This window comes from Blautia glucerasea, assembly GCF_013304385.1.
Taxonomy (GTDB): domain Bacteria; phylum Bacillota; class Clostridia; order Lachnospirales; family Lachnospiraceae; genus Blautia_A; species Blautia_A ammoniilytica.
The window spans coordinates 15,360-36,928 of the sequence record NZ_JAAITU010000024.1; the positions used below are offsets into that span (position 1 = coordinate 15,360).

Here is a 21,569-nt window from a genome sequence, read left to right on the forward strand (position 1 = left end):
AAATGAAAAACCTGAAAAGGAAAATCCATTTTCGGATCAATCTGAAAAGTAAACATCTGCTTGCAGTTATGACCCTGTTTTGCGTAAGCTGCATTGTAGCCACATTTGCATCCGGTGCTGCCACAGCTCCTTTACAGGAAGCAGCAGGACTTGTGGTGGTTCCCTTTGAGAAAAGCATTAACAGGATCGGGCAGCTTTTGTCTGTCACAAGACAAAGTCTGAAGGATAAGCAGGAGCTGATCAGTGCAAATGAAGAACTTCAAAACCAGATTGATAATCTGACTCAGCAGAACAACAAGCTGATCCAGGATCAGGGGGAGCTTCTGCGTCTGCGGGAACTGTATAAGCTTGATGCTGAATATGCAGATTATCCCAAGGTTGCTGCCAGGATCATTTCCAAGGATCCTGGGAACTGGTACGATACGTTTATGATCAATAAAGGCTCCAATGACGGGATCCGTGTAGATAATAATGTGATCGCAGGAAAGGGGCTGGTTGGAATCGTAACAGAAGTGGGCCCCGGATGGGCTACGGTACGTTCTATCATTGATGACAGCAGCAGTGTAAGTGCCATGACTGTCAGCACATCTGATAATTGTGTTATTACCGGTGACCTGGAGCTGATCGATGAAGGCAAGCTTCGTTTTGAACAGCTTTACGATCAGGAAAATAAAGTTACTGCCGGAGAGCGGATCGTTACCTCTAACATCAGTGAGAAATACGTTGAAGGTCTTTTTATTGGCTATGTAAATGATGTGGAGCAGGACAGCAACAATCTGACAAAGACAGGCACGATTGTTACACCTGTAGATTTCCAGCATCTTAAGGATGTTTTTGTGATCACAGTAAACAAACAGGATTCCATACAGCAGGAGGCTTCCAGTGAAGAGTAAGATTGTATGGTTTATTACCATCATTATATGCTTTTTATTGCAGTGTACCATTCTGAATCTGATATCCATTGGATCCATTACCCCTAATCTGATGCTGATCCTTACCGTTTCCATGGGACTTATGCGTGGACGGAAAATGGGCTTGTGGACCGGATTTTTCTCCGGGCTGCTGGTGGATCTTTTTTATGGATCCTTATTCGGGTTTTATGCACTGATCTATATGTATATTGGTTTTTTCAGCGGGTATGCCCACAGAATCTATTATGATGATGATATTAAGGTACCTATGGTGTTGGCTGCTGTGGGAGATATTCTTTATAATTTTGCTGTTTATGGCCTGCAATTCCTTCTTAGGGGCAGGCTGGGACTTCATACCTATCTGTTCCGGATCATTTTGCCGGAAGCAGCCTATACCGTATTTTTGACCCTGATCGTATACAGGGTATTCCGTTTTATCAATTATCGATTTATGGATATTGCAAGGAAAGAAAGTGAGTCAATGTGGGTAATAAAATAAAACGATTTTTCAAAAAAATAAGCATAAAAAGAACAACCGTATTGGCCCTGGTATTTATTTTTATGGGCTGCATCCTGGTCCGCAGGCTTTTTGACCTGCAGATCATTCAGGGAGAAGATTATATCAATAAATTTCAGACAAGAACCACCAAAAACCGTGTTTTAAAAAGTACTCGTGGCAATATATTGGACAGAAACGGGGAGATCATCGCTTCCAATGTCCTGTCTTATTCCCTTACTTTTGAGGATAATGGCACATATAATACCACCAGGGAAAAGAACCTTACCCTGAACGGCATCGCCTATCAGGTACTGAAAATCCTTAAGAAAAACGGAGACAGTCTGTCCAACAGTTTCCATATCTATATAGATGAGAATGGACAATATGCCTTTGATGTAGATGAAGGCTTTACTTTAAACCGTTTTAAAGCAGATATTTATGGTCATCCGCTGATCGATGACCTTACAGAAGAAGAAAAAAATGCCACAGCAGCAGATATGGTGGCATTTCTTGGTGGGTCTAAAAGTGGGGGATTCTCCATTGTTCTTGAAGGAGACAATGCCTATACAGAAGAAGAGTTATCTTCCCATGGGCTGCCTTCCCAGCTGACAAAAGAGGAGATCCTTGAGATTGCCATTATCCGTTATGAACTGAATACAAACAGCTATAAGAAATATATGCCGGTTACCATTGCAACAAATGTAAGTGAAGAATCGGTAGCCGCTATCATGGAAAACAAAACTTCCTTTCAGGGAATCGAAGTAGTGGATGACTCCATACGTAAATATGTTGACGAAGAAAGCATGGGACCTATCCTTGGTTATACAGGAAAGGCATCTGCTGAAGAGCTGGAATCACTCCGCAAACAGAATCCGGATTATTCCAGTGATACTATTATAGGAAAGGCCGGTCTGGAACAGTATATGGAGCTGACTTTGCAGGGTACAGATGGCCATGAGACTGTTTCGGTTGATAATCTTGGAAAAGTATTGAAGATTGATGAGAATACAAGGGTGGCTCCGATTGCAGGAAATGATGTACAGATCACCATAGACACAGACTGGCAGTCCGGTATTTATGAGATCTTAAAGCAAAGGGTGGCCGGTATTCTTCTTTCCAAGATTGAAGCATCCAAGACCTTTGACTTTGAAGGGATCAAAAACGCCAGCCAGATACGGATCCCTATTTATGATGTTTACAATGCACTGGTGGAAAACAGTGTGATCGATATTAATAAATTTCAGAACGAAAACGCCTCTGATATAGAAAAAAACTTATATGCCAAATTTCAACAAAAGCAGCAGCAGGTTTTTGATATAATAGACAGCAGGCTTACAGGAGACAATCCACCAGCTTACAAGGATGAAGATGTTCAGATACAGGCATACCTTTCCTATATCTGTAATGACATGCTGCGTGATACCTTAAAGATCATCAAAAGTGATGCTGTAAACACATCTGATGACACTTACAAAGCCTGGGTAACGGATGAAAGTATCAGTCTGAAGGATTATCTTACTTATGCCACCAGTCAGAACTGGATCGATATTTCCAAGATTTCCCCGGAAGGAGAGTACCTGGATTCAGCAGAAGTATACCGCAGTCTTACCGATTATATTATTGATTATCTGAAAACAGACACCGGATTTTCAAAGCTGCTGTATAAGTACATGCTTCAGGAAGATACCATTTCCGGTCAGGAGCTTTGCCTGGTGCTTTATGAGCAGGGGATCCTGTCCAAGGATGACGGTATGTACGAAAGTCTTGCTTCCGGATCTATGGGTGCATATGATTTTATGGTCAGCAAGATTTCCACTTTGGAGATCGAGCCTGCACAGCTGGCACTTGAACCATGTTCTGCATCTGCAGTACTGGTAGATGTACACACAGGGAAGGTTCTTGCCTGCGTTACTTATCCAGGATATGACAATAACCGTCTTACAAATAACATGGATACGGATTACTACACCAAGCTTGCACTGGATGAGTCCAGCCCATTCTTTAACAAGGCAACCCAACAGACTACTGCGCCTGGTTCTACCTTTAAGCTGGTTTCCACCATTGCAGGCATGATGGAAGGTGTGATCGATGACAGCACTTATTTTGACTGTACTGGATCTTTTGATTATGTTACACCGCCCATCAACTGCTGGAATACTTATGGACATGGTGCACTGGATATCCGCAGTGCCATTGAGCAGTCCTGTAACTATTATTTCAGTATGATCGGATTCCAGCTTGGTAAGGTTGGTGATAACCAGTTTTCTGAGAATCAGAGTCTGTCAAAGCTGAAGGAATACGCTTCCTTGTTAGGACTGGATCAGAAGAGTGGGATTGAGCTTTCAGAAGCAACACCGCAGGTATCCAACCAATATGCAGTTCCGTCTTATATCGGACAGGGTACGAACCTTTATACTACAGTAGGCCTTGCCAGATATGCGGCAGCTCTTGCCAATTCAGGAACTGTATTCCAGCTGTCTCTTCTTGACAATGTAAAGGATGCGTCCGGCCAGACTCTGCAGACTTATGATCCGGTTGTCCTTAACAACCTTACAGAGATCCCACAGAATGTGTGGGACGATATCCATGACGGTATGTACAGGGTAGTACAGACCCACAATCAGTTTAATGGACTGGGCATGGCTGTATCCGGAAAGACAGGAACAGCTGAGGTGGATTATTACCATCCCAATCATGGCCTTTTTATTGGCTATGCACCGTCCACAGATCCTAAGTATGCTATATCCGTGCGTATTGCAAACGGATATACCTCTGGTAATGCATGTTTGATTGCTAATGATATTTTTAAATACATTTTTGAACTTGCTGATAAAGAATCCATTATCACAGGTATGGCTTCCAGCGATACAAGTGATGTTTCAAATGACTAAAGAGACCACCAGAAAGTTGGAACAATTTGTTTAGGAGGATTCATTGAAATGAGTGAAGTTATTGTGATCACTTCCGGTAAAGGAGGTGTAGGCAAGACGACCACAGTTGCAAATATCGGTACCGGTCTTGCCATGCTAGGCAAAAAGGTAGCAGTGGTAGACACAGATATAGGCCTTCGGAATCTGGATGTGGTTCTGGGTCTTGAGAACCGGATCGTATATAATCTTGTAGATGTGGTGAATGGCAGCTGCCGTCTGCGACAGGCCTTGATCCGGGACAAGCGTCACCCGGAGCTGTATCTTCTTCCTTCTGCTCAGACAAAGGATAAGACAGCCGTTTCACCGGAGCAGATGATCAAGCTGACCCAGGAATTACGGGAAGAATTTGATTATGTTCTTCTTGATTGTCCGGCAGGTATTGAGCAGGGATTCAAAAACGCCATTGCAGGTGCAGACAAGGCTATTGTGGTTACTACTCCTGAGGTTTCTGCTATCCGTGATGCAGACCGGATCATCGGTCTTCTGGAAGCTGGCGATATCCGTGATATTCGGCTGATCATTAACCGCCTGCGTCCTGATATGATCGCCAGGGGCGATATGATGTCTGTGGATGATGTTCTTGAGATCCTGGCTGTAGATCTTCTGGGTACGATCCTGGATGACGAGCAGATCGTAGTGGCTACTAATCAGGGAGAGCCTTTGTCAGGTAAAAATTCCCAGGCAGAGGAAGAATACCAGAATATCTGCAAACGTATTCTTGGGGAAGATATTCCTTTTGTTACCATTCGTCAGAAAAAAGGCATGTTCAGCAGACTTGGCAGTATATTCAAAAAATAATAACAGGCATATATGAGGAGGATCTCTTACATGAAATCCATTTTGCGTGAAAAACGGCGTTCAGCCGGGTATGCCAGAGATCGTATGAAGCTTCTTCTGATCTCTGAACGTATTGAATGTTCTCCGCAAATGATAAAAATGCTTCGCAGTGATCTGATACATACAGTAAAAAAATACGTAGTGGTAGAAGAAGATCAGGTCAGGGTCAAGATTTCCAAAGATCCGGCTGTGATCATGGCATATATTCCTGTACTTACGAAAAAGGACTGATAATAACATATGATTAAACAATATAAACTTCGCTTTTATAATTTCAGACTTGTACTGCTCCTGATTGCCATCAGTTCCATAGGAGTTGTACTTGTGACCAGTGCCAGGGCAGATTTGAGAAACAAGCAGCTGGTTGGTCTGATTCTTGGGCTGATCGTTATGGTGGTTCTGTCCCTCATGGATTATTCCTGGATCCTTAATTTCCAGTGGATCATGTATGGGGTTAATATTGTTATGCTTTTAGGAGTCCGGCTGTTCGGATCCAATGCAGGTGGTGCTACCAGATGGCTTCAGATCGGCGGATTCCGTTTCCAGCCTACTGAGCTTTCCAAGATTATTATTATTTTGTTCTTTGCGAAGTTTTTTATGGATCATGAGGAAGATCTGAATACATTAAAAGTTCTTGCAGAAGCAGCAATTCTGCTTGCAATCCCGCTAGTGCTGATCTATGCACAGCCGGATATGAAGAATACCATTATGGTTACTTTGGTTTTTTGTATTCTTTTATATATGGCCGGGCTACGGTACCGGATCATAGGAGGGGCAATTCTGATTGCAATACCTTTGATTATTATTTTTCTTTCCATCGTTGTGCAGCCGGATCAGAAGCTGATCCAGGATTATCAGAGAAAGCGAATTATGTCCTTCCTGTATCCTGAAAATGAAGAATACTCTGAAAATATTGAACAGCAGAATAATTCAAAAACAGCCATTGCTTCAGGAGAGCTTGTAGGGAAAAAGCTTACAGGTGATGACAGCACATCCTCTGTAAATGAGGGGAACTTTGTTGCAGAGAACCAGACTGACTTTATTTTTGCAGTAGCAGGAGAGGAGTATGGTTTTATCGGCTGTACAGTGGTCGTATGTCTGTTAATGGCCATTGCATTGGAATGTATCAGGATGAGTCTTCGTGCAAAGGATATGGCAGGCAGGATCCTTTGCTGCGGTATTGGCAGTATTGTGGCCTTGCAAAGCTTTCTGAATATCTGTGTAGCCACAGGACTTGCTCCCAATACAGGTACGCCTCTTCCCTTTGTAAGCTATGGCCTGACTTCACTGATCAGTCTTTATATCGGAATGGGAATTGTTCTGAATGTAGGTCTTCAGAGCAGTGCATACAATAAAGAAATCCAAAGAAAAGAAATATATGAGAAAGAGGAATACTTATGACATCAGCTAAACCAAGAAGAACGGTAAATAACAAAGCAGCCAGATTAAAAAAAATGCGCCGCAGGCGGATCCGTCATACCATTCTTCTGGTTTTATTATTGATCGCAGTTGTTGGAGGCGGAGTTTTTGCTATTTATACTTTACGTGGCGGTTCTTTAAGTACACCGGTAATCCCTTTTCAAGCGTTCAATGAATTTAGTTCTTCTGTCACAGCCAGAGATTCCCTGAAAGGGAATGGTTTTGCCAAGGATCTGGTAGTTTCAGCCCAGGATACACCTCTTGACGGAGTGGCATTGGAAACTGACCAGAAGGGGCTTTTATTCGATCTTGCAAACAATAAAGTACTATTTGCAAAGGGTGCATATGAAAGAGTTTATCCTGCCAGTATTACTAAGATCATGACTGCCATGCTTGCCTTGAAATACGGTAATATGGACGAAACGGTTACCATTACCCAGGAAAATGTTACATTGGAGGATGGTTCCCAGGTATGCGGGTTTGGCGCAGGAGATAAGGTTACTATGGGACAGCTGGTACGGTGTCTTCTGGTATATTCCGGTAATGACGCTGCGTCAGCCATAGCAGAACATATTGGAGGCACAACCGATAATTTTGTTGATATGATGAACAGCTATGCTGCACAGCTGGGCTGTACAGGAACCCATTTTTCCAACCCTCATGGTCTTCAGGACGAGAACCATTATACAACTCCTTATGATATTTACCTGATGCTGAAGGAGGCAATGAATTATCCTTCCTTTACAGAGATCACGCAGCTTCCTTCTTATACAGTAGAATATACAAAAGCGGATGGCTCCACTATGAGTACTGTACTTGAAGCTACAGACCATTATCTTACAGGGGAAGCTGCAACACCTAAGGATGTAAAGATCCTTGGTGGAAAAACAGGAACTACCAGCCTGGCAGGCAATTGTCTGGCCCTTCTTTGCCAGAATGCATATGGACAGCCATTTGTATCCATTGTGATGGGCGCTTCTTCCAAGGAACTGCTTTACCAGGAAATGTCTTCTCTTTTACAGCATATTAACTAAACAGGTACGTTGCCCACAGGCGGTATCACCACATATGAAACCTTCAAATCTTATAAAGGTACAGAAAGTCACCTTATGCCAGGCATGATGCATTGCATGAGGTGGCTTTTTCAGACCACAAAATAATTTCTTATAATCTGTAACATTTTACAGACTGGATTGTTATATAAGTAGAATACAAACAATAAAGAAAGCACTGCAGGCAGGTAAAGCATGGATAAAAAGATATTGGAAGAAACATATCAAAAATTTCAAAAAGAATTATATCTGTACCTGTTTTCCTTATGCCAGAACAGACAGCTGACAGAAGATCTCCTTCAGGAAACCTTTCTGAAAGCCTTATTGTCCCTTTCGGACAGTCATGGAAATATACGGGCGTGGCTGTACGCAGTGGCAAGAAATCTGTTTTACAATCATCAGAAAAAGGCAAAAAAGGAGGTACTGTCTGAAGATATTTCAGATGCCCAGCTTACAGAAGATATTTTAGATCAGATCCTTCAGGAGGAAAAATTAAAAAATCTCTATGATGGGATCCGCAAGCTGGAAAACCGGAAACAGGAAGTGCTGCAGCTTCAGTATTTTGCACACCTTTCCCAGAAGGAAATCGCTGCAGTGCTGCACCTGACTCCGGAGCATGTGCGTATCCTGGCATACAGGGCCAGAAAGGAACTTAAAGCATTAATGGATAAAGAATACCAGGAGGAAAGAAAATGACGTATAAGGAGCTTTTAAGGCTATATAAAGAGGGCAAATTAAATGAGCAGCAAAGACAGCAAATAGAGCAGGATATTCAGCGGCAGGATGCCATCAATGAATATCTTTATGAAGAAGGGGATATTCCTGGTCTGGAAGACACTGTTTTTCCGGCAGCTGAGTCTGGAACTGAACCCTGTTCTGAAAGAACAACAGATGAATCTGAAAGTGACTTTCAGAAAAAGCTTACCTCCCAGATTCAAAAGACTCTCCGGAAAGCATTCATTAAACTGGGGGTGATCACTGGGGGGCTGGTTCTGGTAATCATCCTATGTGCTGTTTTTATCCTTCCCCAGGTGGTATCCCTGTTTTATTACAATCCAAACAGATCTGCTGGCACAAGCAGTGAAACCGGCATATCTACCACGCAGATGAGTCTGGATCTATCCGTTTATTCAGAACTTTTCCTGCCAGGAGGACACAGAGATTATGTAAGCGCAATGCCGCTTGGTTATGGAGCCTATGATATCCAGATTCCCCAGACAATTTCCAGAAATGGCAGATTTACCTCTGCAGGCGGTAAACTGGTCCGTGGAAAGCTGACACTGTATGACAGTAATGTGCTTGCACAGCCTTTGCTTCAGTTCTATATTCCAGGAGATACAAGTAACCGGGTGATTTATACAAAGGATGAACAGGGCAATGTAACAGAAGAGGATAGTATGAAAGACGATATTGCCGCTTCCAAAGAGCAGATTGCAGGTTACAACGATACGGACTGGTATCTGGCCTATGTTTCTCTGTCAGAGATCACAGATTATGGCACATTTATCAGTTGGATCAATACTTTGGATCAGCAGGGAAGCCTGAATGCAGGAGATCTGTGGTGTGCTGTTTACGCCCAGAATCAGGATGGACATTCTATTTCTTATCCACCGGTTGGATTTTCCCCGGAGCCATCCGGTTCCTCAATGAATTGGGACAGAGAAAAGTATCCTTATCTTTCCCTGTTAGATGATGAGAAGGAAGAATATACAGATATATCAGACGAAGCTACAATGAAAACCCATTTCCAGAGTATGCTGTCCTATATGTGTGAACATGATGATATTCTGAAAATGCTTGGTCATTCAGACTGGGCTGATGATTTTTCACAGATAAATACCTGGATAGACGAGAATGGGCTGAAAACTTATGGTTTTGCAATCTGCGCTACGAAAAATACTCTTCAACAGCTGTATGATGACAGCCATGTAAGTTATATCCAGTCTGCTCCACTTTCATAAAAGTATATCTCCGGATTTTGCCATATACATGATACAAAACCTCGAGTGATATTACCTGTGAAAAGAATTACAAAACATGTAAAAAATATACAATTTTTATTAAAAAGGGCTTGCTATTTTTGATAATATACACTATAATTGAAACATCTTAAATAAGATTTTTAGCAAAAATTATTATATGTGTCTAAGGAGGAAAACAGCATGGTTGAACTGATTGTAGGAAAGAAAGGCAAGGGCAAAACAAAAGTACTTTTAGACAGAGTAAATGGCGCCGTTAAAGACGCTAATGGCAGCATCGTCTACTTAGACAAAAGCACTAAGCATATGTATGAACTGAACAATAAGGTTCGTCTTATTAATGTGACAACATATCCCATCAAAAATGCAGATGAATTTGTAGGATTTATCTGTGGGATTATTTCTCAGGATCATGACCTTGAGCAGATCTATCTTGACAGCTTCCTCAGAATTGCAAATCTTGAAGGTGCAGATGTTACAAGCACACTTCAGCAGCTGGATGATATTGGTAATGCCTTTAAAGTATCTATTATCATCAGCATATCCCTTGACAAAGAAGAAATTCCTGAAGCATTCCAGGACAAGATTGCAGTTGCTTTATAAGGATTTGCAAAGCTATACATATAATTAATTAAGTATAAAATACAAAATGCTAAATTAAACCGCTGCAGGTTTGGGACTCACATTCAAGAGTGATCCAGATTCTGCAGCGGTTTTTATATTGCCATACCATATAGGTACAGCTGCCATAAATATAGGTAGGTACAGCTTCATATGTTAGTTGTAAAATAATGCAGTAGTTTACACATCAGCATCTCTGTCTTTTTTCAGCTGCACAATATTGGCAGCACGCCGTTTATTCTCGTTGTTCATCTGGGCATAGTGTTTCTTGGTGGTATTTACGTCCTTATGGCCAAGAACCTCTGCCACTAGGTAAATATCACCTGTTTCCCTGTAAAGTGCCGTACCGTAGGTGCTGCGCAGCTTGTGAGGGGTGATCCTTTTGTTGGTATTGATCATAGTGCAGTATTTCTTCACCATAACCTCAATACTGCGTACAGCCATCCGGTTCCCACGAAGGGAAAGGAAGAGTGCCGGTTCATCCGGATTATCTTCTTTCAGAAGCAGTGATCTGGGTGCCTGAGCCAGATTTGCAGCGTTTTCATTATCAGATCCTGCTGTATCTGTATTGGAATTGGAATCAACATCAGATGATCCATCCGGATAGCCAAGATAATAGGAGAGTGCGTCCCGGATATCATCTCCAAAGTAAATATAAGCCTCATTTCCACCTTTCCGTATTACACGGAATGTCTGATTATTAAAGTCCACATCTGTAACGTCAAGACCAGCAAGCTCGGAAACGCGCATGCCAGTGCCTAAAAATGCGGTAAGGATGGCACGGTCACGATCCACAGTCAGATTATGGAATTTCTTTTGCCTGTCAGTCATGTTTTTAGGGGTTTCCACAGCATCCATCAAATCGAAAACCTGTTCCTGGTCAAGGGCAATGATCGCTTTTTCGTGCAGCTTGGGACGTCTGACTGCATTTAATGGATTATTCTTTACGATCTGGCGTTTATTAAAAAAGCTGTACATATTGCTTAGTGCAGACAGCTTCCTGGCTTTTGCAGATTCACCATTTTTGTATACAATTCCATCAAATTCATAATAATTCAGAAATTCCATATACTCATCAATATCAGAGGAATTCAGTTCTTCAAGAACCTGCAGAGGAATATCCTTGATCTGGCAGGACTGATATAAGGGATTACAGGAAACAATAAACTGTAAAAACGTATAAATGTCCCTGCAATAACCGGTTTGAGTCCTTGGTGATGTGGATGTGGCAATCCCGCGTAAATAATCACTGCAAAACGGAGGCATCTTTTTCAGAAGCCCCCGTAAAGTGAGTATATTATTTATTTTTACGGATTCTGTATATTCATTCATAAAAAACACCTCAGTTACACATATATACATACGCTGAAAAACTGGATATCCGGAAGTGGTGCCTGCTTTTCATACATATTATTGCGTAAAATCTGCATTTCACGCAATAATATGTAATACTTCCCCAGTCCATATTTACATGATTTTTTCATCTAAAATAATGGTAAACGGTCCGTCGTTTTCCAGGCTTACTTTCATATCTGCACCAAATATGCCATTTTCTACTATAGGAACAATCTTCCTTGCTTCAAGGATCATATGCTCATAAAGTTCTTTTGCCTGATCCGGATCACCGGATTCTATAAAGCTGGGACGATTGCCTTTTTTGCAGTTTGCATACAAGGTAAACTGGGAAACGATCAGAAGGCTTCCCTTCACATCTGCTAATGACAGATTTGTTTTGCCTTCACTGTCCTGGAAAATACGCAGACCAAGCAGCTTTTTCAGATATTTATCTGCAATCTCCTTTGTATCCTCCCTACCTACGCCTACAAACACAAGCAGGCCTTTTCCAATGCTTCCTACCAGCTTTTCGTCTACTTTTACCTCTGCGTGATTTACACGCTGTATTAACAGTCTCATACTGCTCCTCCCCTTTGCTGTTCTATATCTGCAGTCCGGTATCTCTACGGTATGTTATTATCTTCTGTTCTTTTTCGTACCATGATACCATTTGGTAATACGCCGTTTTACGGATACACATGTACAGTATATTTTAGCATAGACTATTTTTATCACTGCACATAATAGCTTCCATATCTTTACAAGATCTTCCCATACAATATCCCAGAAACGGGAAGATGGTCCTCTCCTTTTGGCTTGAGTTTTTTTAGGCTTTGCAGGCTTTTCGGGGAACTGGACAGGTTCTTTTGTCTCAGGATTCAGCCGGTCAATATTCATATAGGTATTTTCATCCCGTGGGAAATCCTTTCTTGCCAGCAAATGAAACAGGAATTTTTCCCATGCTGCATAAAGCACTGCAAATACAGGTACTCCTATGATCATTCCTGGAATACCAAACAGACCGCCGCCAATGAGAATGGCTACGATCACCATGAAACTAGACAGACCTGTGGAATCTCCAAGGATCTTTGGCCCAAGAATATTGCCGTCAAACTGCTGTAATACCAGAATAAATATGGCAAAGTACAAAGCCTTGATGGGATCCACTAGCAGGATCAGTAAAATACAGGGAATGGCTCCCAGGTAAGGACCAAAAAACGGGATAACATTGGTAACACCAACCACTACACTTACCAAAGTTGCATAAGGCATATCCAGAAGCGTAGTTCCAATATAGCATAACACCCCTATAATGGCAGAATCCAGGATCTTTCCTGTGATAAAACCGATAAAGGTCTTACTGGTAAAACGCATGGAGCGGATAATAAAATCTGCCTGTTTTAAAGGAAATAAACCATAAGTGATCATCTTCCCTTTTGCTACAAACTTTTCTTTGTCTGCCATCAGATACAGAGAGACAATAGCACCGATTATAAAATTCTTTAAAAATGTAAGAATGTCAAAGAATCCTGCGGATACATTTTTAAGCATCCCCTGCATCTGGGGAAGTATGGTGGTAGTAAGATAATTTTGTGCCTTCTGGGAAGACTGATTCAGAATATCAAAGGTATTCCCATCCAGATCCCAGCCTTTTTCTACAATGGAATCAAGGAATTTTCTTACTGCATTCACATAATCAGGAAAGCTGTATATAAAATTCATGATACTCCGGATCAATTCCGGAAGAATCATCATAACAAGAGCGTAAATTACAAAAAACAAAAAACAGACACAAAGAATCACACAGATCCAGCGAACCACCTTCTGTCCTTTTTTTTGCAGTGTAATCTCCTTTTTATGAAAAACAGGATAAATCACTTTCTGTTCCAGAAAATTAACGATAGGGCTCATTAAAAAGGCAATGGCAATACCATAAATAATAGGTGCCATGATCCCCATAAAATACCGAATCCCTAAGATCAAAGTCCCCATATGGAAAATTCCGTAATAAAAAAGCATACTTGCTGCAACTACTGCAAATGCTGTCACTCCCAAACGTAAATATCTGCTGTCCCAACGAAATTTCATATATTCCTTTATGCCTCCGCTAACTCTTTTAAAAAGGCTGCCGCATCAGCGACAGCCATCTCCTGCATGTCTATAATCTTATTGCTTACACTGGTCAAAGACCTGAACGGTCTGAATAATAGCCTGAGCTGCTCCTTCGATCCCCAGCTTGCCACTGTCTAAACAAAGGGTATAGCCTGCTGCAGAGCCCCATTTCTTGTTTGTATAATAATTATAATAGCTGGCACGGCTCTTATCTGTTTTGTTGATCATATCCTTTGCTTCTTTTAAGGTCTTATTGTACTTGCCTGATATACGGCTGATACGCCAGTCAAGGTCTGCATGTATAAATACACTGAAACAGTTATTATTATCTGCAAGTGCATAATCTGCACATCTTCCCACCATAACACAGGGGCCCTCACCAGCCAGCTTCTTAATGGCTTCAAACTGTGCAAGGAAAACCTTGTGGTTCATAGGCATATCAGTAAATCCAGCAGAAGAATAACCAAATGAATAGGTATCCATTACCAGAGAATAGAGAAAACTGTTCGTTGGTTTCTCATCGTGATTCTCAAATAATTCTTTACAAATGCCGCTGTCATTGGCTGCATGCTCAAGAAGCTCCTTGTCGTAACATTTGATACCGAAGTATTTTGCAACTTCCTGTCCGATCTGTCTGCCTGCACTTCCATATTCACGGCCGATGGTTATAATTGAACTTGTGCTGTTGTTCATATTAAGCCACTCCCTTCTGCATAAATTGTTATCTCAATTATACATCAATTTCGCCAAATGTGCCAACTATTTTCTTAATTTTTCCAAAAGTTTTATAAAATATTCAGGCAGTGGTGCTTCAAACTCCATATATTCACCAGTACGTGGATGTACAAATCCAAGGATCATGGCATGAAGCGCCTGCCCCTGAAGGTGATATGGATTTCGAGCAGATCCGTAAACCTGATCTCCAAGAAGAGGATGTCCCTTACTTGCCATGTGTACCCTGATCTGATGTGTACGTCCTGTTTCCAGCCGGCACTCCACATAAGTGGCATTTCCGAAACGCTCCAGAACCTGATAATGGGTCACTGCATCTTTGCCGTTTTTGTAATTAATGGCCATTTTCTTACGGTCAATGGGATGACGCCCGATAGGTCCTTCGATCCTGCCAGTATCTTCTTTAAGGTTTCCACTGACGATTGCCCGGTACCGTCTTTTGATAGAATGCTCTTTTAACTGCTCTGCAAGATCCTTATGGGCAAAATCACTCTTACATACCAGGATGGCCCCTGTGGTGTCCATATCGATCCTGTGGACGATACCCGGCCGCATAATCCCATTGATCCCGGACAGATGCCCATGACAATGATATAAAATAGCATTTACAAGAGTACCGGATAAATGACCGGCACTTGGATGCACAACCATTCCCTTAGGCTTATTTACTACCATCAGATCTTCATCCTCATAAAGGATGTCCAGTGGAATATCCTCAGGAAGAATATCCGGCTCTGTCAGCTCCGGAACGGTAAGAAGGATCTGATCCTCCTGCTGTACCTTATAATTTGCCTTTACCGGAATCCCATTTACGGAAATTTCCTGGTTCTTCAACAGTTTCTGTATATAAGATCTGGAAAGATCTGTATTTTTTTCTGCAAGATAACGGTCGATCCGAAGCCCACATTCCTCTTCGGATACGCAATAAGTAACACTGTTCATGCATTGCTCCTTTTCCCAATATTCCTGAGCTATCTTAAAATGTTACTGATCATCTGTTTTGGGAATGCTTTGTTTTTGACTTTAATTTCAGAAAAGCAAAATCATTGTCATCCTTATATTTAAAAAGCACAAACAATACAGTAAGTATCCCTCCGCAGACTACATAAATATCCGCCACATTAAAGGTAGGAAAATCAATCAGAGAAAAATAAATAAAATCTACTACATAACCTCTGAAAAAGCGATCCACAAAATTGCCTAGCGCACCGGCAAATACCACCATATCAAGCACCATCAATGGAATATAATAGGCAGTTTTGGGCATACGGATATAAATATACAGGGCAAGTATAAGAAAGAAAAAACACATGATCAGAAGAAAAGGGATCTTCCCCTGAAGCATGCCAAATGCCATGCCGCGGTTTTCAACGTAAGATAACTCTAAAACACCGGGAATCAAAATCTTCCCATTGGTATTTTTAAGGAAAACAATGGACAGATACTTGGTAAACTGGTCGATCAGCGTAAGCAAAAGAACAGGAAAAATCCAGAAAAGCAAAGCCTTTTTCCCTGAAAATAAAGGTGTCTGTTCTTTCATACACAGATCTCCCGGATCCCGGCAAGCATTTCCTCATCTGTAAGATCTGTGGAAATAAAGGTTTTACCCAATCCATCCATAAAAATAAATTTAATATGTCCCCGTTCCATTTTCTTGTCTTTTTTGGTGGCAGATAATACTTCCTCAGGATCAAGTCCTGAAACTGTAAGCGGCAATCCATAGGATGCACAGCAGCTGCAAACCTGTTCATATTCACTGACAGTAAGAAGTCCTCTCTGCATGGAAATATATCCGGCTGCGATCAATCCCAGTCCTACACACTGGCCGTGAAGAAGTTGAAAATCCTTCAGCTTCTCAACTGCATGACCAATGGTATGCCCAAGATTAAGTAAAGCACGCTCTCCCTTTTCCCTGGGATCACGCTCTACCACGCCTGCCTTGATGCTGCAGCATCTGCGAACCATGGAAGCAAGTACTGCCAGATCCATCTGAGATACCTTTGCCTGGCAATTCTGTACATACTGAAAAAAATCCTTATCACAGATCAGACCTGTTTTGATCACTTCTCCCATCCCACAGCTAAACTCTCTGGGGGGAAGAGTTTTCAAAGTAGAAAGATTCATATAGACCAGTCTTGGCTGGTGGAAAGCCCCTACCATATTCTTGTATTGTTCAAAATCCACACCTGTCTTACCTCCTACACTGCTATCTACCTGTGCAAGAAGCGTAGTAGGAATCTGGATAAAATCAATGCCCCGAAGATATGTGGCTGCACCAAAGCCGGTCAGATCCCCGGTAACACCGCCGCCAAGAGCAGCCAGGATCCCTGTTCTGTCAATTTCATGCTGAATCAGAAAACGGTACAAGTCCTTTACAGTATCCAGGTTTTTATTGGGTTCCCCTGCTGAAAATACAAACATTAAAACTTCTGCAGCTGCCATGGACAGTTCCTTTTGGACTGCTTCTCCATACAATGCAGCAGTATTGGAATCAGCTACAACACAGATCCTTCTTCCTTCCATCTGCTCATCCCTTAATACCTGGGAAAGATTGGAAAAGTCTTCTTCAAAATAAATGGGATAATGAAAATCGCCATTCCTTTTTACAAGTAATTTTTCTTCTGCCATAATACCTCCATTATATATACTTGCGAATCGTAATACTATTCCGACCTTTCTTGGTCTGTCTGGCTATCCCATCGTATATAAAACGGCCTTTGCCTCTTACAGAGATAATATCTCCCTCTTTCGGCTCATGTCCGTTGGATGTGATCAGCTTGCCATTTACAAAAACAAGGCCTCCCTCTATATAAGAAACCATGCTGCTGCGGGATGCTCCAAAAGCAAGAGCGATCAGCGTATCCAGACGTACTGAGGAACAAGTTCCCTGGATTTCCTGGAAATGTGCCTTTGGCATCAATCCCGGATCCTCTACCTTCTCTGCCAGAACAGTAGTATGCCGTACTCTGCACAGATTTTCAAGGAAAAAGCCGGTCATTTTTGACAGACAGAAAAACCAGGCAGTATTGCCATCTACAAGAATATCTCCAACAACACTTCTGTCTACTCCAAGATTCAGGATCGCCCCAAGGTAATCCCGATGGGTTAATTCCTCTGAAAACTTTAAAGCCTTAGGAGTGATGCGGATACAATCTACCGGATATTCCCACTGAAACATAAGAGCATCAGGGTGAAAAGCAACCATCTGACGCTCAGCATTCTCATAGCCACCGTAAAACTCCACTATAACGCCCAACTCCTGGAGTTTTTGGCTATGCACCATATTCTGTTCGTTTAAATTAAGAAAATCCGAAAAAGTGACGATATCACGCTGATAGGACAGCTTTGCCAGTTCACGGATTCTCTTAAGTAAAAATTCATCTTTTTCCATTTGAATGAATACCTGTTCTTATTAATAACCTGCTCTTACGGAAGGAACAGATCCTCCTAAAATATTCTGGAGATCACCTGTAATATCTACATTATACGGTCCAAGTACAAAAATATAACTTGAAATCTTCTGAAGGCTGCCATTTAAAGAATAGCAGGCACCGGAAGCGAAATCGATAATCCTCTGTGCAAGCTCTACATCAATACCCTCCAGATTCAGGATCACGGTAGAATTGTCCAGAAGTGTGTCTGCAATCTCCCTGGTATCTTCCATAGAGGATGGCTTGATCACACATACTTCAACATTCTGGGACTGCCCGGATCTGCGGCTGCTTCTCATAGGTGTAATCTTGGAGGATGGTGCGGTAGAACGAACCGGTTTGTCTGCCTTCTCTGTCTGCTTTGCAGGAGCAGCTTTAGTGGCTGCGGCTGCCTTTACAGGACTTTTGGCAGGTGCATCATCAAAATCCTCGAATTCGTCAAATTCATCATCTGATGATTTCTTCTTTGTAAACTTCTCAAAGAACTTCTTCTTGGGACGTGCTTCCTCTTCATCATCAAGGAAATCATCATCATCATCTGCCCCATCCAGATCTTCATCCAGAAATTCATCATCATCGTAATCATCATTTAACTTGATCGCATCTAAAAATTTATCTAAAACGCCCATTTTAATCTCCAATCTTACTTATCTGCTGAATAATCCCTTTCACCAAAAATGCCTGTTCCTACACGCACCATGGTGGCGCCCTCCTGTACAGCAACCATATAATCACCGGTCATACCCATACTCAGGACACTCATAGTAGTATTATTAATGTTTTTGGCTTCAATGTCAACACTTAATTTTTTTAATTTGCGAAAAATTTCCCTGTTATCCTCTGGATTTGAAACAAAAGGTGCAATGGTCATAAGCCCTTTTACCTGAACATGGGGCAATTCTGAAATCTGTTGTACAAGAGGCAATACCTCATCCATTTTCAGGCCGAATTTGCTTTCTTCCTCTGCAACATTTACTTCCAAGAGCACGGAAACAGTAACATTTTTCTTAGCAGCTTCTGTTTCAATAGTCTGTGCAAGACGATAGGAATCTACGGAATGAATCATGTCAACCTTATCTACAATATATTTTACTTTATTCCGCTGAAGATGGCCAATCATCTGCCAGCGGATATCTCCTGGTAAATGATCATATTTGTCCATAATCTCTTGAACTTTATTTTCACCAAACACTCTGGCTCCTGCATCGTAAACCTGCTGAAGCATTTCTACAGGCTTTGTTTTGCTTACTGCCACCAGTGTTACTTCCTTAGGATCTCTTCCTACAGCCTGGCAGGCATCCTGAATATTATTAAGAACCTGTCTGTAATTATCTGCTAACATCTATAAGCCTCCTCCTGCTTTAATAAAGTATATCTTCTTCCTTTACTTTTGAAGCATCCTTCACAATATGATCGTATCGTACCAGACCGTAATCCGTATCCTTGGCTACAATGGCATATTCTTCATTCTGATCTATGATCTCTACCCTGCGGAACACAGCATACCCCTGGTTAATGCAATATACGCCTTCCAGCATTTCCGTGCTGCCGATAATATACTTCTCCTTAGAATCCGGTTTCAATATGGCATCCCCTTCTTTGAAGGAGCTTTTGTCAATATAATATGTATAAGTGACTTCCTGTGAATCATCCGTCACAGGATCTGCCAGTCTTGCATAAATACGTGGAGTTACAAAGGTGGTTACATCTTTACCCTCTTTATTTTTATCTGCAAGCATAAACCCAATGTCAGAGCTGTCTTCATTCCTTGTAGCATAAATAGCAGGAACTGTATAAAATTCCTTAGAAACAATGGATGTAAGAGGGATCTTCAGCCCACTGTTAGTATTAGTCACAAGCTCTATATCCAGAAAACGCTCTGATGCATAACGGATCAATCCCTTACTGAAATCAATCTTCCCGTAATTGCTCCCATCAATGGTGATAATGGAAAAATCACCTGTCTGAGTATTATCATCCTTCAGAAATTTCACACGGATAGCTGTCCGGTCCGCAAGCTTCACTGCCTGTTTCTCGCTAAGAGGTATCAGCAGGCTCCATCTTTCATCTGTAATAATAGTATATACCGGATCGCCGGTTTTCACCTGGCTTTGTGTCTTCAGGTCCGTTTCTTGGTAGGAATTCTGGTTAAAATCTTCTGCAGTCAGTTCATCAACTGTTTTGCCTTCATAACCATCTTTGGCATAAAGAATGATTCCATCTGCCGGTGCCTTGCTGATATTCTGATTTCCAAGGGTCACTACCTGAGCGGAGGAATCGCTGACCACATTGCCATATTCATCTGTTACTGCAGCAACGGATGTCTCTTGTGTGACTCCTGCATACTGAAGGATCTCGCCCTCCAGCTGATATTTGAAACTATATGTAGAATTAAATTTACTTGGGGAAAAGCTTTTGGAAAAACTTAACATATCACTACGGATATTAGACAGCTCTTCTGCTCTGAGGGATACCGTAGATTCCGGAACCTTGGTAGAACTCAATCCATATACAGCACCGCCGGCATTGATCTTACTGCCCTCTCTGGCATAATAATTCACATATCCTCCGGAATCTGCCTTACATACACTTTCTTCTCGCAAGGAAAGTCCTGTATAAGTCTCATTCCTTGAAAGCGGTCCGGAAGACACCTGATAGGATTCGATATGGGACGATGTAAGATACATAAATGCACTGACGATCATATATAGAAAAAGCACGCCAAAAATAGCTGTTCCTATATTCAGACTGAATATTTTTCTCAGTTTTATAAGATGCTCTGTGATTTTGTGGGGAAAATTCTGATTCTGATTAGGCAAAAAAATGCCTCCTTTTTCTCTTCTCTGATTTCATTCCGAAATATTGTATCATTTTTCCCGGACAAAAACAAGGCGTTGAAGAAAGTTCACAGGAACTCCATATTTTATTTGAAGTACAGTAATCAGTCGTGGTTGCTCATAATTATATTATGTCAATTACTATGGTATAAATAATACCAGGACCGCTTTCCTGATGATGCATAGAAAGCAGCCCTGGTGTTATGGAGTCAGGACACAAAAACTGACTGCGGAACCCCTTGATTACTGGAAGACACGGAATACGCCAAAAACCTTGCCAAGAATCTGGATATCACCATGAATGATAATAGGATCCATAGAGTCATTCTCAGGCTGAAGACGATAATAGCCGTTCTCTTTGTAGAAAGTCTTTACAGTGGCAGAATCATCCACAAGAGCTACTACAATATCTCCATTAGATGCGGTCGGCTGCTGCTTTACAAGTACCTGATCACCATCAAGGATACCTGCATTGACCATACTTTCTCCCTTAACTTTCAACATAAAACTCTGGGCATTTGGCATAATCTCTGCCGGGATAGGAAAATATCCCTCAATATTCTCTACTGCAAGGATCGGCTGCCCTGCAGCAACTGTACCGATCAGGGGAACATTCACAACTTCTCTGCGTACTAGATTAAAATTGTCGTCTATGATCTCAATCGCTCTGGGCTTGGTGGCATCTCTGCGGATGTAACCGTTCTTCTCCAGTGCCTCCAGATGAGCATGTACGGAAGAAGTAGACTTCAGATTAACCGCCTCACAGATCTCACGAACTGCGGGGGGAAAACCACGGTTCAGGATCTCATTCTTTATATAATCAAGTATTTCCTGCTGTTTCTTACTGATTTTGCCATATGCCATAAGGATACCT

Annotated in this window: 22 protein-coding genes; 10 read left to right on the forward strand and 12 right to left on the reverse strand. The window is 41.7% G+C overall.

All coding sequences use genetic code 11. From position 1 onward, the window contains the following. Positions 1–2 precede the first annotated feature (2 nt). The 10 genes from mreC to G5B11_RS10495 all read left to right on the forward strand — a co-directional run bounded on the left by mreC (position 3) and on the right by G5B11_RS10495 (position 10,230). Positions 3–893 carry a rod shape-determining protein MreC gene (gene mreC, locus G5B11_RS10450; protein WP_173728034.1) on the forward strand — a complete coding sequence of 297 codons (891 nt, stop codon included), beginning with the start codon at positions 3–5 and terminating at the stop codon, positions 891–893. Next, positions 883–1,410 carry a rod shape-determining protein MreD gene (mreD, locus tag G5B11_RS10455; RefSeq protein ID WP_158420980.1) on the forward strand — a complete coding sequence of 176 codons (528 nt, stop codon included), beginning with the start codon at positions 883–885 and terminating at the stop codon, positions 1,408–1,410. The genes mreC and mreD overlap by 11 nt, the downstream gene beginning before the upstream one ends. Further along, positions 1,395–4,301, forward strand: coding sequence for a penicillin-binding transpeptidase domain-containing protein (locus G5B11_RS10460; protein WP_330603122.1), 2,907 nt, complete (start codon positions 1,395–1,397; stop codon positions 4,299–4,301). The genes mreD and G5B11_RS10460 overlap by 16 nt, the downstream gene beginning before the upstream one ends. Positions 4,302–4,349: 48 nt before the next feature. Then, positions 4,350–5,138, forward strand: coding sequence for a septum site-determining protein MinD (gene minD / locus G5B11_RS10465; protein WP_158420978.1), 789 nt, complete (start codon positions 4,350–4,352; stop codon positions 5,136–5,138). 30 nt (positions 5,139–5,168) lie between these two features. After that, positions 5,169–5,408, forward strand: a complete 240-nt coding sequence (minE, locus tag G5B11_RS10470; RefSeq protein ID WP_158420977.1) for a cell division topological specificity factor MinE — start codon at positions 5,169–5,171, stop codon at positions 5,406–5,408. A gap of 9 nt (positions 5,409–5,417) precedes the next feature. Next, the gene (locus G5B11_RS10475) at positions 5,418–6,578 is read left to right on the forward strand and encodes an FtsW/RodA/SpoVE family cell cycle protein (protein WP_173728036.1); all 1,161 of its coding nucleotides are present in this window, start codon (positions 5,418–5,420) and stop codon (positions 6,576–6,578) included. Continuing rightward, on the forward strand, positions 6,575–7,630 hold the full coding sequence (locus G5B11_RS10480) for a D-alanyl-D-alanine carboxypeptidase family protein (protein WP_244092978.1): 1,056 nt from the start codon (positions 6,575–6,577) through the stop codon (positions 7,628–7,630). Before G5B11_RS10475 ends, G5B11_RS10480 begins: the two co-directional genes overlap by 4 nt. A gap of 213 nt (positions 7,631–7,843) precedes the next feature. Beyond that, complete coding sequence (locus G5B11_RS10485; protein ID WP_173728038.1) at positions 7,844–8,344, forward strand: RNA polymerase sigma factor; 501 nt, start codon at positions 7,844–7,846, stop codon at positions 8,342–8,344. After that, positions 8,341–9,609, forward strand: coding sequence for an anti sigma factor C-terminal domain-containing protein (locus G5B11_RS10490; protein WP_173728040.1), 1,269 nt, complete (start codon positions 8,341–8,343; stop codon positions 9,607–9,609). The genes G5B11_RS10485 and G5B11_RS10490 overlap by 4 nt, the downstream gene beginning before the upstream one ends. A gap of 201 nt (positions 9,610–9,810) precedes the next feature. After that, positions 9,811–10,230: a twitching motility protein PilT gene (locus G5B11_RS10495; RefSeq protein ID WP_158420973.1), complete on the forward strand. Its 420-nt coding sequence runs from the start codon at positions 9,811–9,813 to the stop codon at positions 10,228–10,230. Between the two features lie 198 nt (positions 10,231–10,428). Here the strand turns inward: G5B11_RS10495 and G5B11_RS10500 are convergent, their stop codons facing one another. The 12 genes from G5B11_RS10500 to lexA all read right to left on the reverse strand — a co-directional run bounded on the left by G5B11_RS10500 (position 10,429) and on the right by lexA (position 21,559). Further along, entirely contained in the window at positions 10,429–11,580 is a 1,152-nt protein-coding gene (locus tag G5B11_RS10500; protein WP_244092979.1) for a tyrosine-type recombinase/integrase, read from the reverse strand. Between the two features lie 135 nt (positions 11,581–11,715). After that, on the reverse strand, positions 11,716–12,162 hold the full coding sequence (gene dtd / locus G5B11_RS10505) for a D-aminoacyl-tRNA deacylase (RefSeq protein ID WP_158420972.1): 447 nt from the start codon (positions 12,160–12,162) through the stop codon (positions 11,716–11,718). 57 nt (positions 12,163–12,219) lie between these two features. Further along, on the reverse strand, positions 12,220–13,671 hold the full coding sequence (locus G5B11_RS10510; RefSeq protein WP_173728041.1) for an AI-2E family transporter: 1,452 nt from the start codon (positions 13,669–13,671) through the stop codon (positions 12,220–12,222). Positions 13,672–13,749: 78 nt separating this feature from the next. Next, positions 13,750–14,388: a cytidylate kinase-like family protein gene (locus G5B11_RS10515; protein ID WP_158420970.1), complete on the reverse strand. Its 639-nt coding sequence runs from the start codon at positions 14,386–14,388 to the stop codon at positions 13,750–13,752. Between the two features lie 66 nt (positions 14,389–14,454). Then, positions 14,455–15,369, reverse strand: a complete 915-nt coding sequence (locus G5B11_RS10520) for an RluA family pseudouridine synthase (protein WP_173728043.1) — start codon at positions 15,367–15,369, stop codon at positions 14,455–14,457. Between the two features lie 49 nt (positions 15,370–15,418). Further along, on the reverse strand, positions 15,419–15,967 hold the full coding sequence (lspA, locus tag G5B11_RS10525) for a signal peptidase II (protein WP_173728046.1): 549 nt from the start codon (positions 15,965–15,967) through the stop codon (positions 15,419–15,421). Then, positions 15,964–17,055 carry a 3-dehydroquinate synthase gene (aroB, locus tag G5B11_RS10530; protein WP_173728048.1) on the reverse strand — a complete coding sequence of 364 codons (1,092 nt, stop codon included), beginning with the start codon at positions 17,053–17,055 and terminating at the stop codon, positions 15,964–15,966. The genes lspA and aroB overlap by 4 nt, the downstream gene beginning before the upstream one ends. A 10-nt stretch (positions 17,056–17,065) precedes the next feature. Continuing rightward, positions 17,066–17,818 carry a YlmH family RNA-binding protein gene (locus tag G5B11_RS10535; protein WP_173728050.1) on the reverse strand — a complete coding sequence of 251 codons (753 nt, stop codon included), beginning with the start codon at positions 17,816–17,818 and terminating at the stop codon, positions 17,066–17,068. Positions 17,819–17,839: 21 nt separating this feature from the next. Then, positions 17,840–18,487, reverse strand: a complete 648-nt coding sequence (locus G5B11_RS10540) for a cell division protein SepF (RefSeq protein ID WP_173728053.1) — start codon at positions 18,485–18,487, stop codon at positions 17,840–17,842. Positions 18,488–18,501: 14 nt separating this feature from the next. Next, positions 18,502–19,200, reverse strand: coding sequence for a YggS family pyridoxal phosphate-dependent enzyme (locus G5B11_RS10545; RefSeq protein WP_158420964.1), 699 nt, complete (start codon positions 19,198–19,200; stop codon positions 18,502–18,504). Between the two features lie 19 nt (positions 19,201–19,219). Further along, positions 19,220–20,677 carry an HlyD family efflux transporter periplasmic adaptor subunit gene (locus G5B11_RS10550; protein ID WP_244092980.1) on the reverse strand — a complete coding sequence of 486 codons (1,458 nt, stop codon included), beginning with the start codon at positions 20,675–20,677 and terminating at the stop codon, positions 19,220–19,222. Between the two features lie 261 nt (positions 20,678–20,938). Next, positions 20,939–21,559, reverse strand: coding sequence for a transcriptional repressor LexA (gene lexA / locus G5B11_RS10555; protein WP_158420963.1), 621 nt, complete (start codon positions 21,557–21,559; stop codon positions 20,939–20,941). Positions 21,560–21,569: the final 10 nt, after the last annotated feature.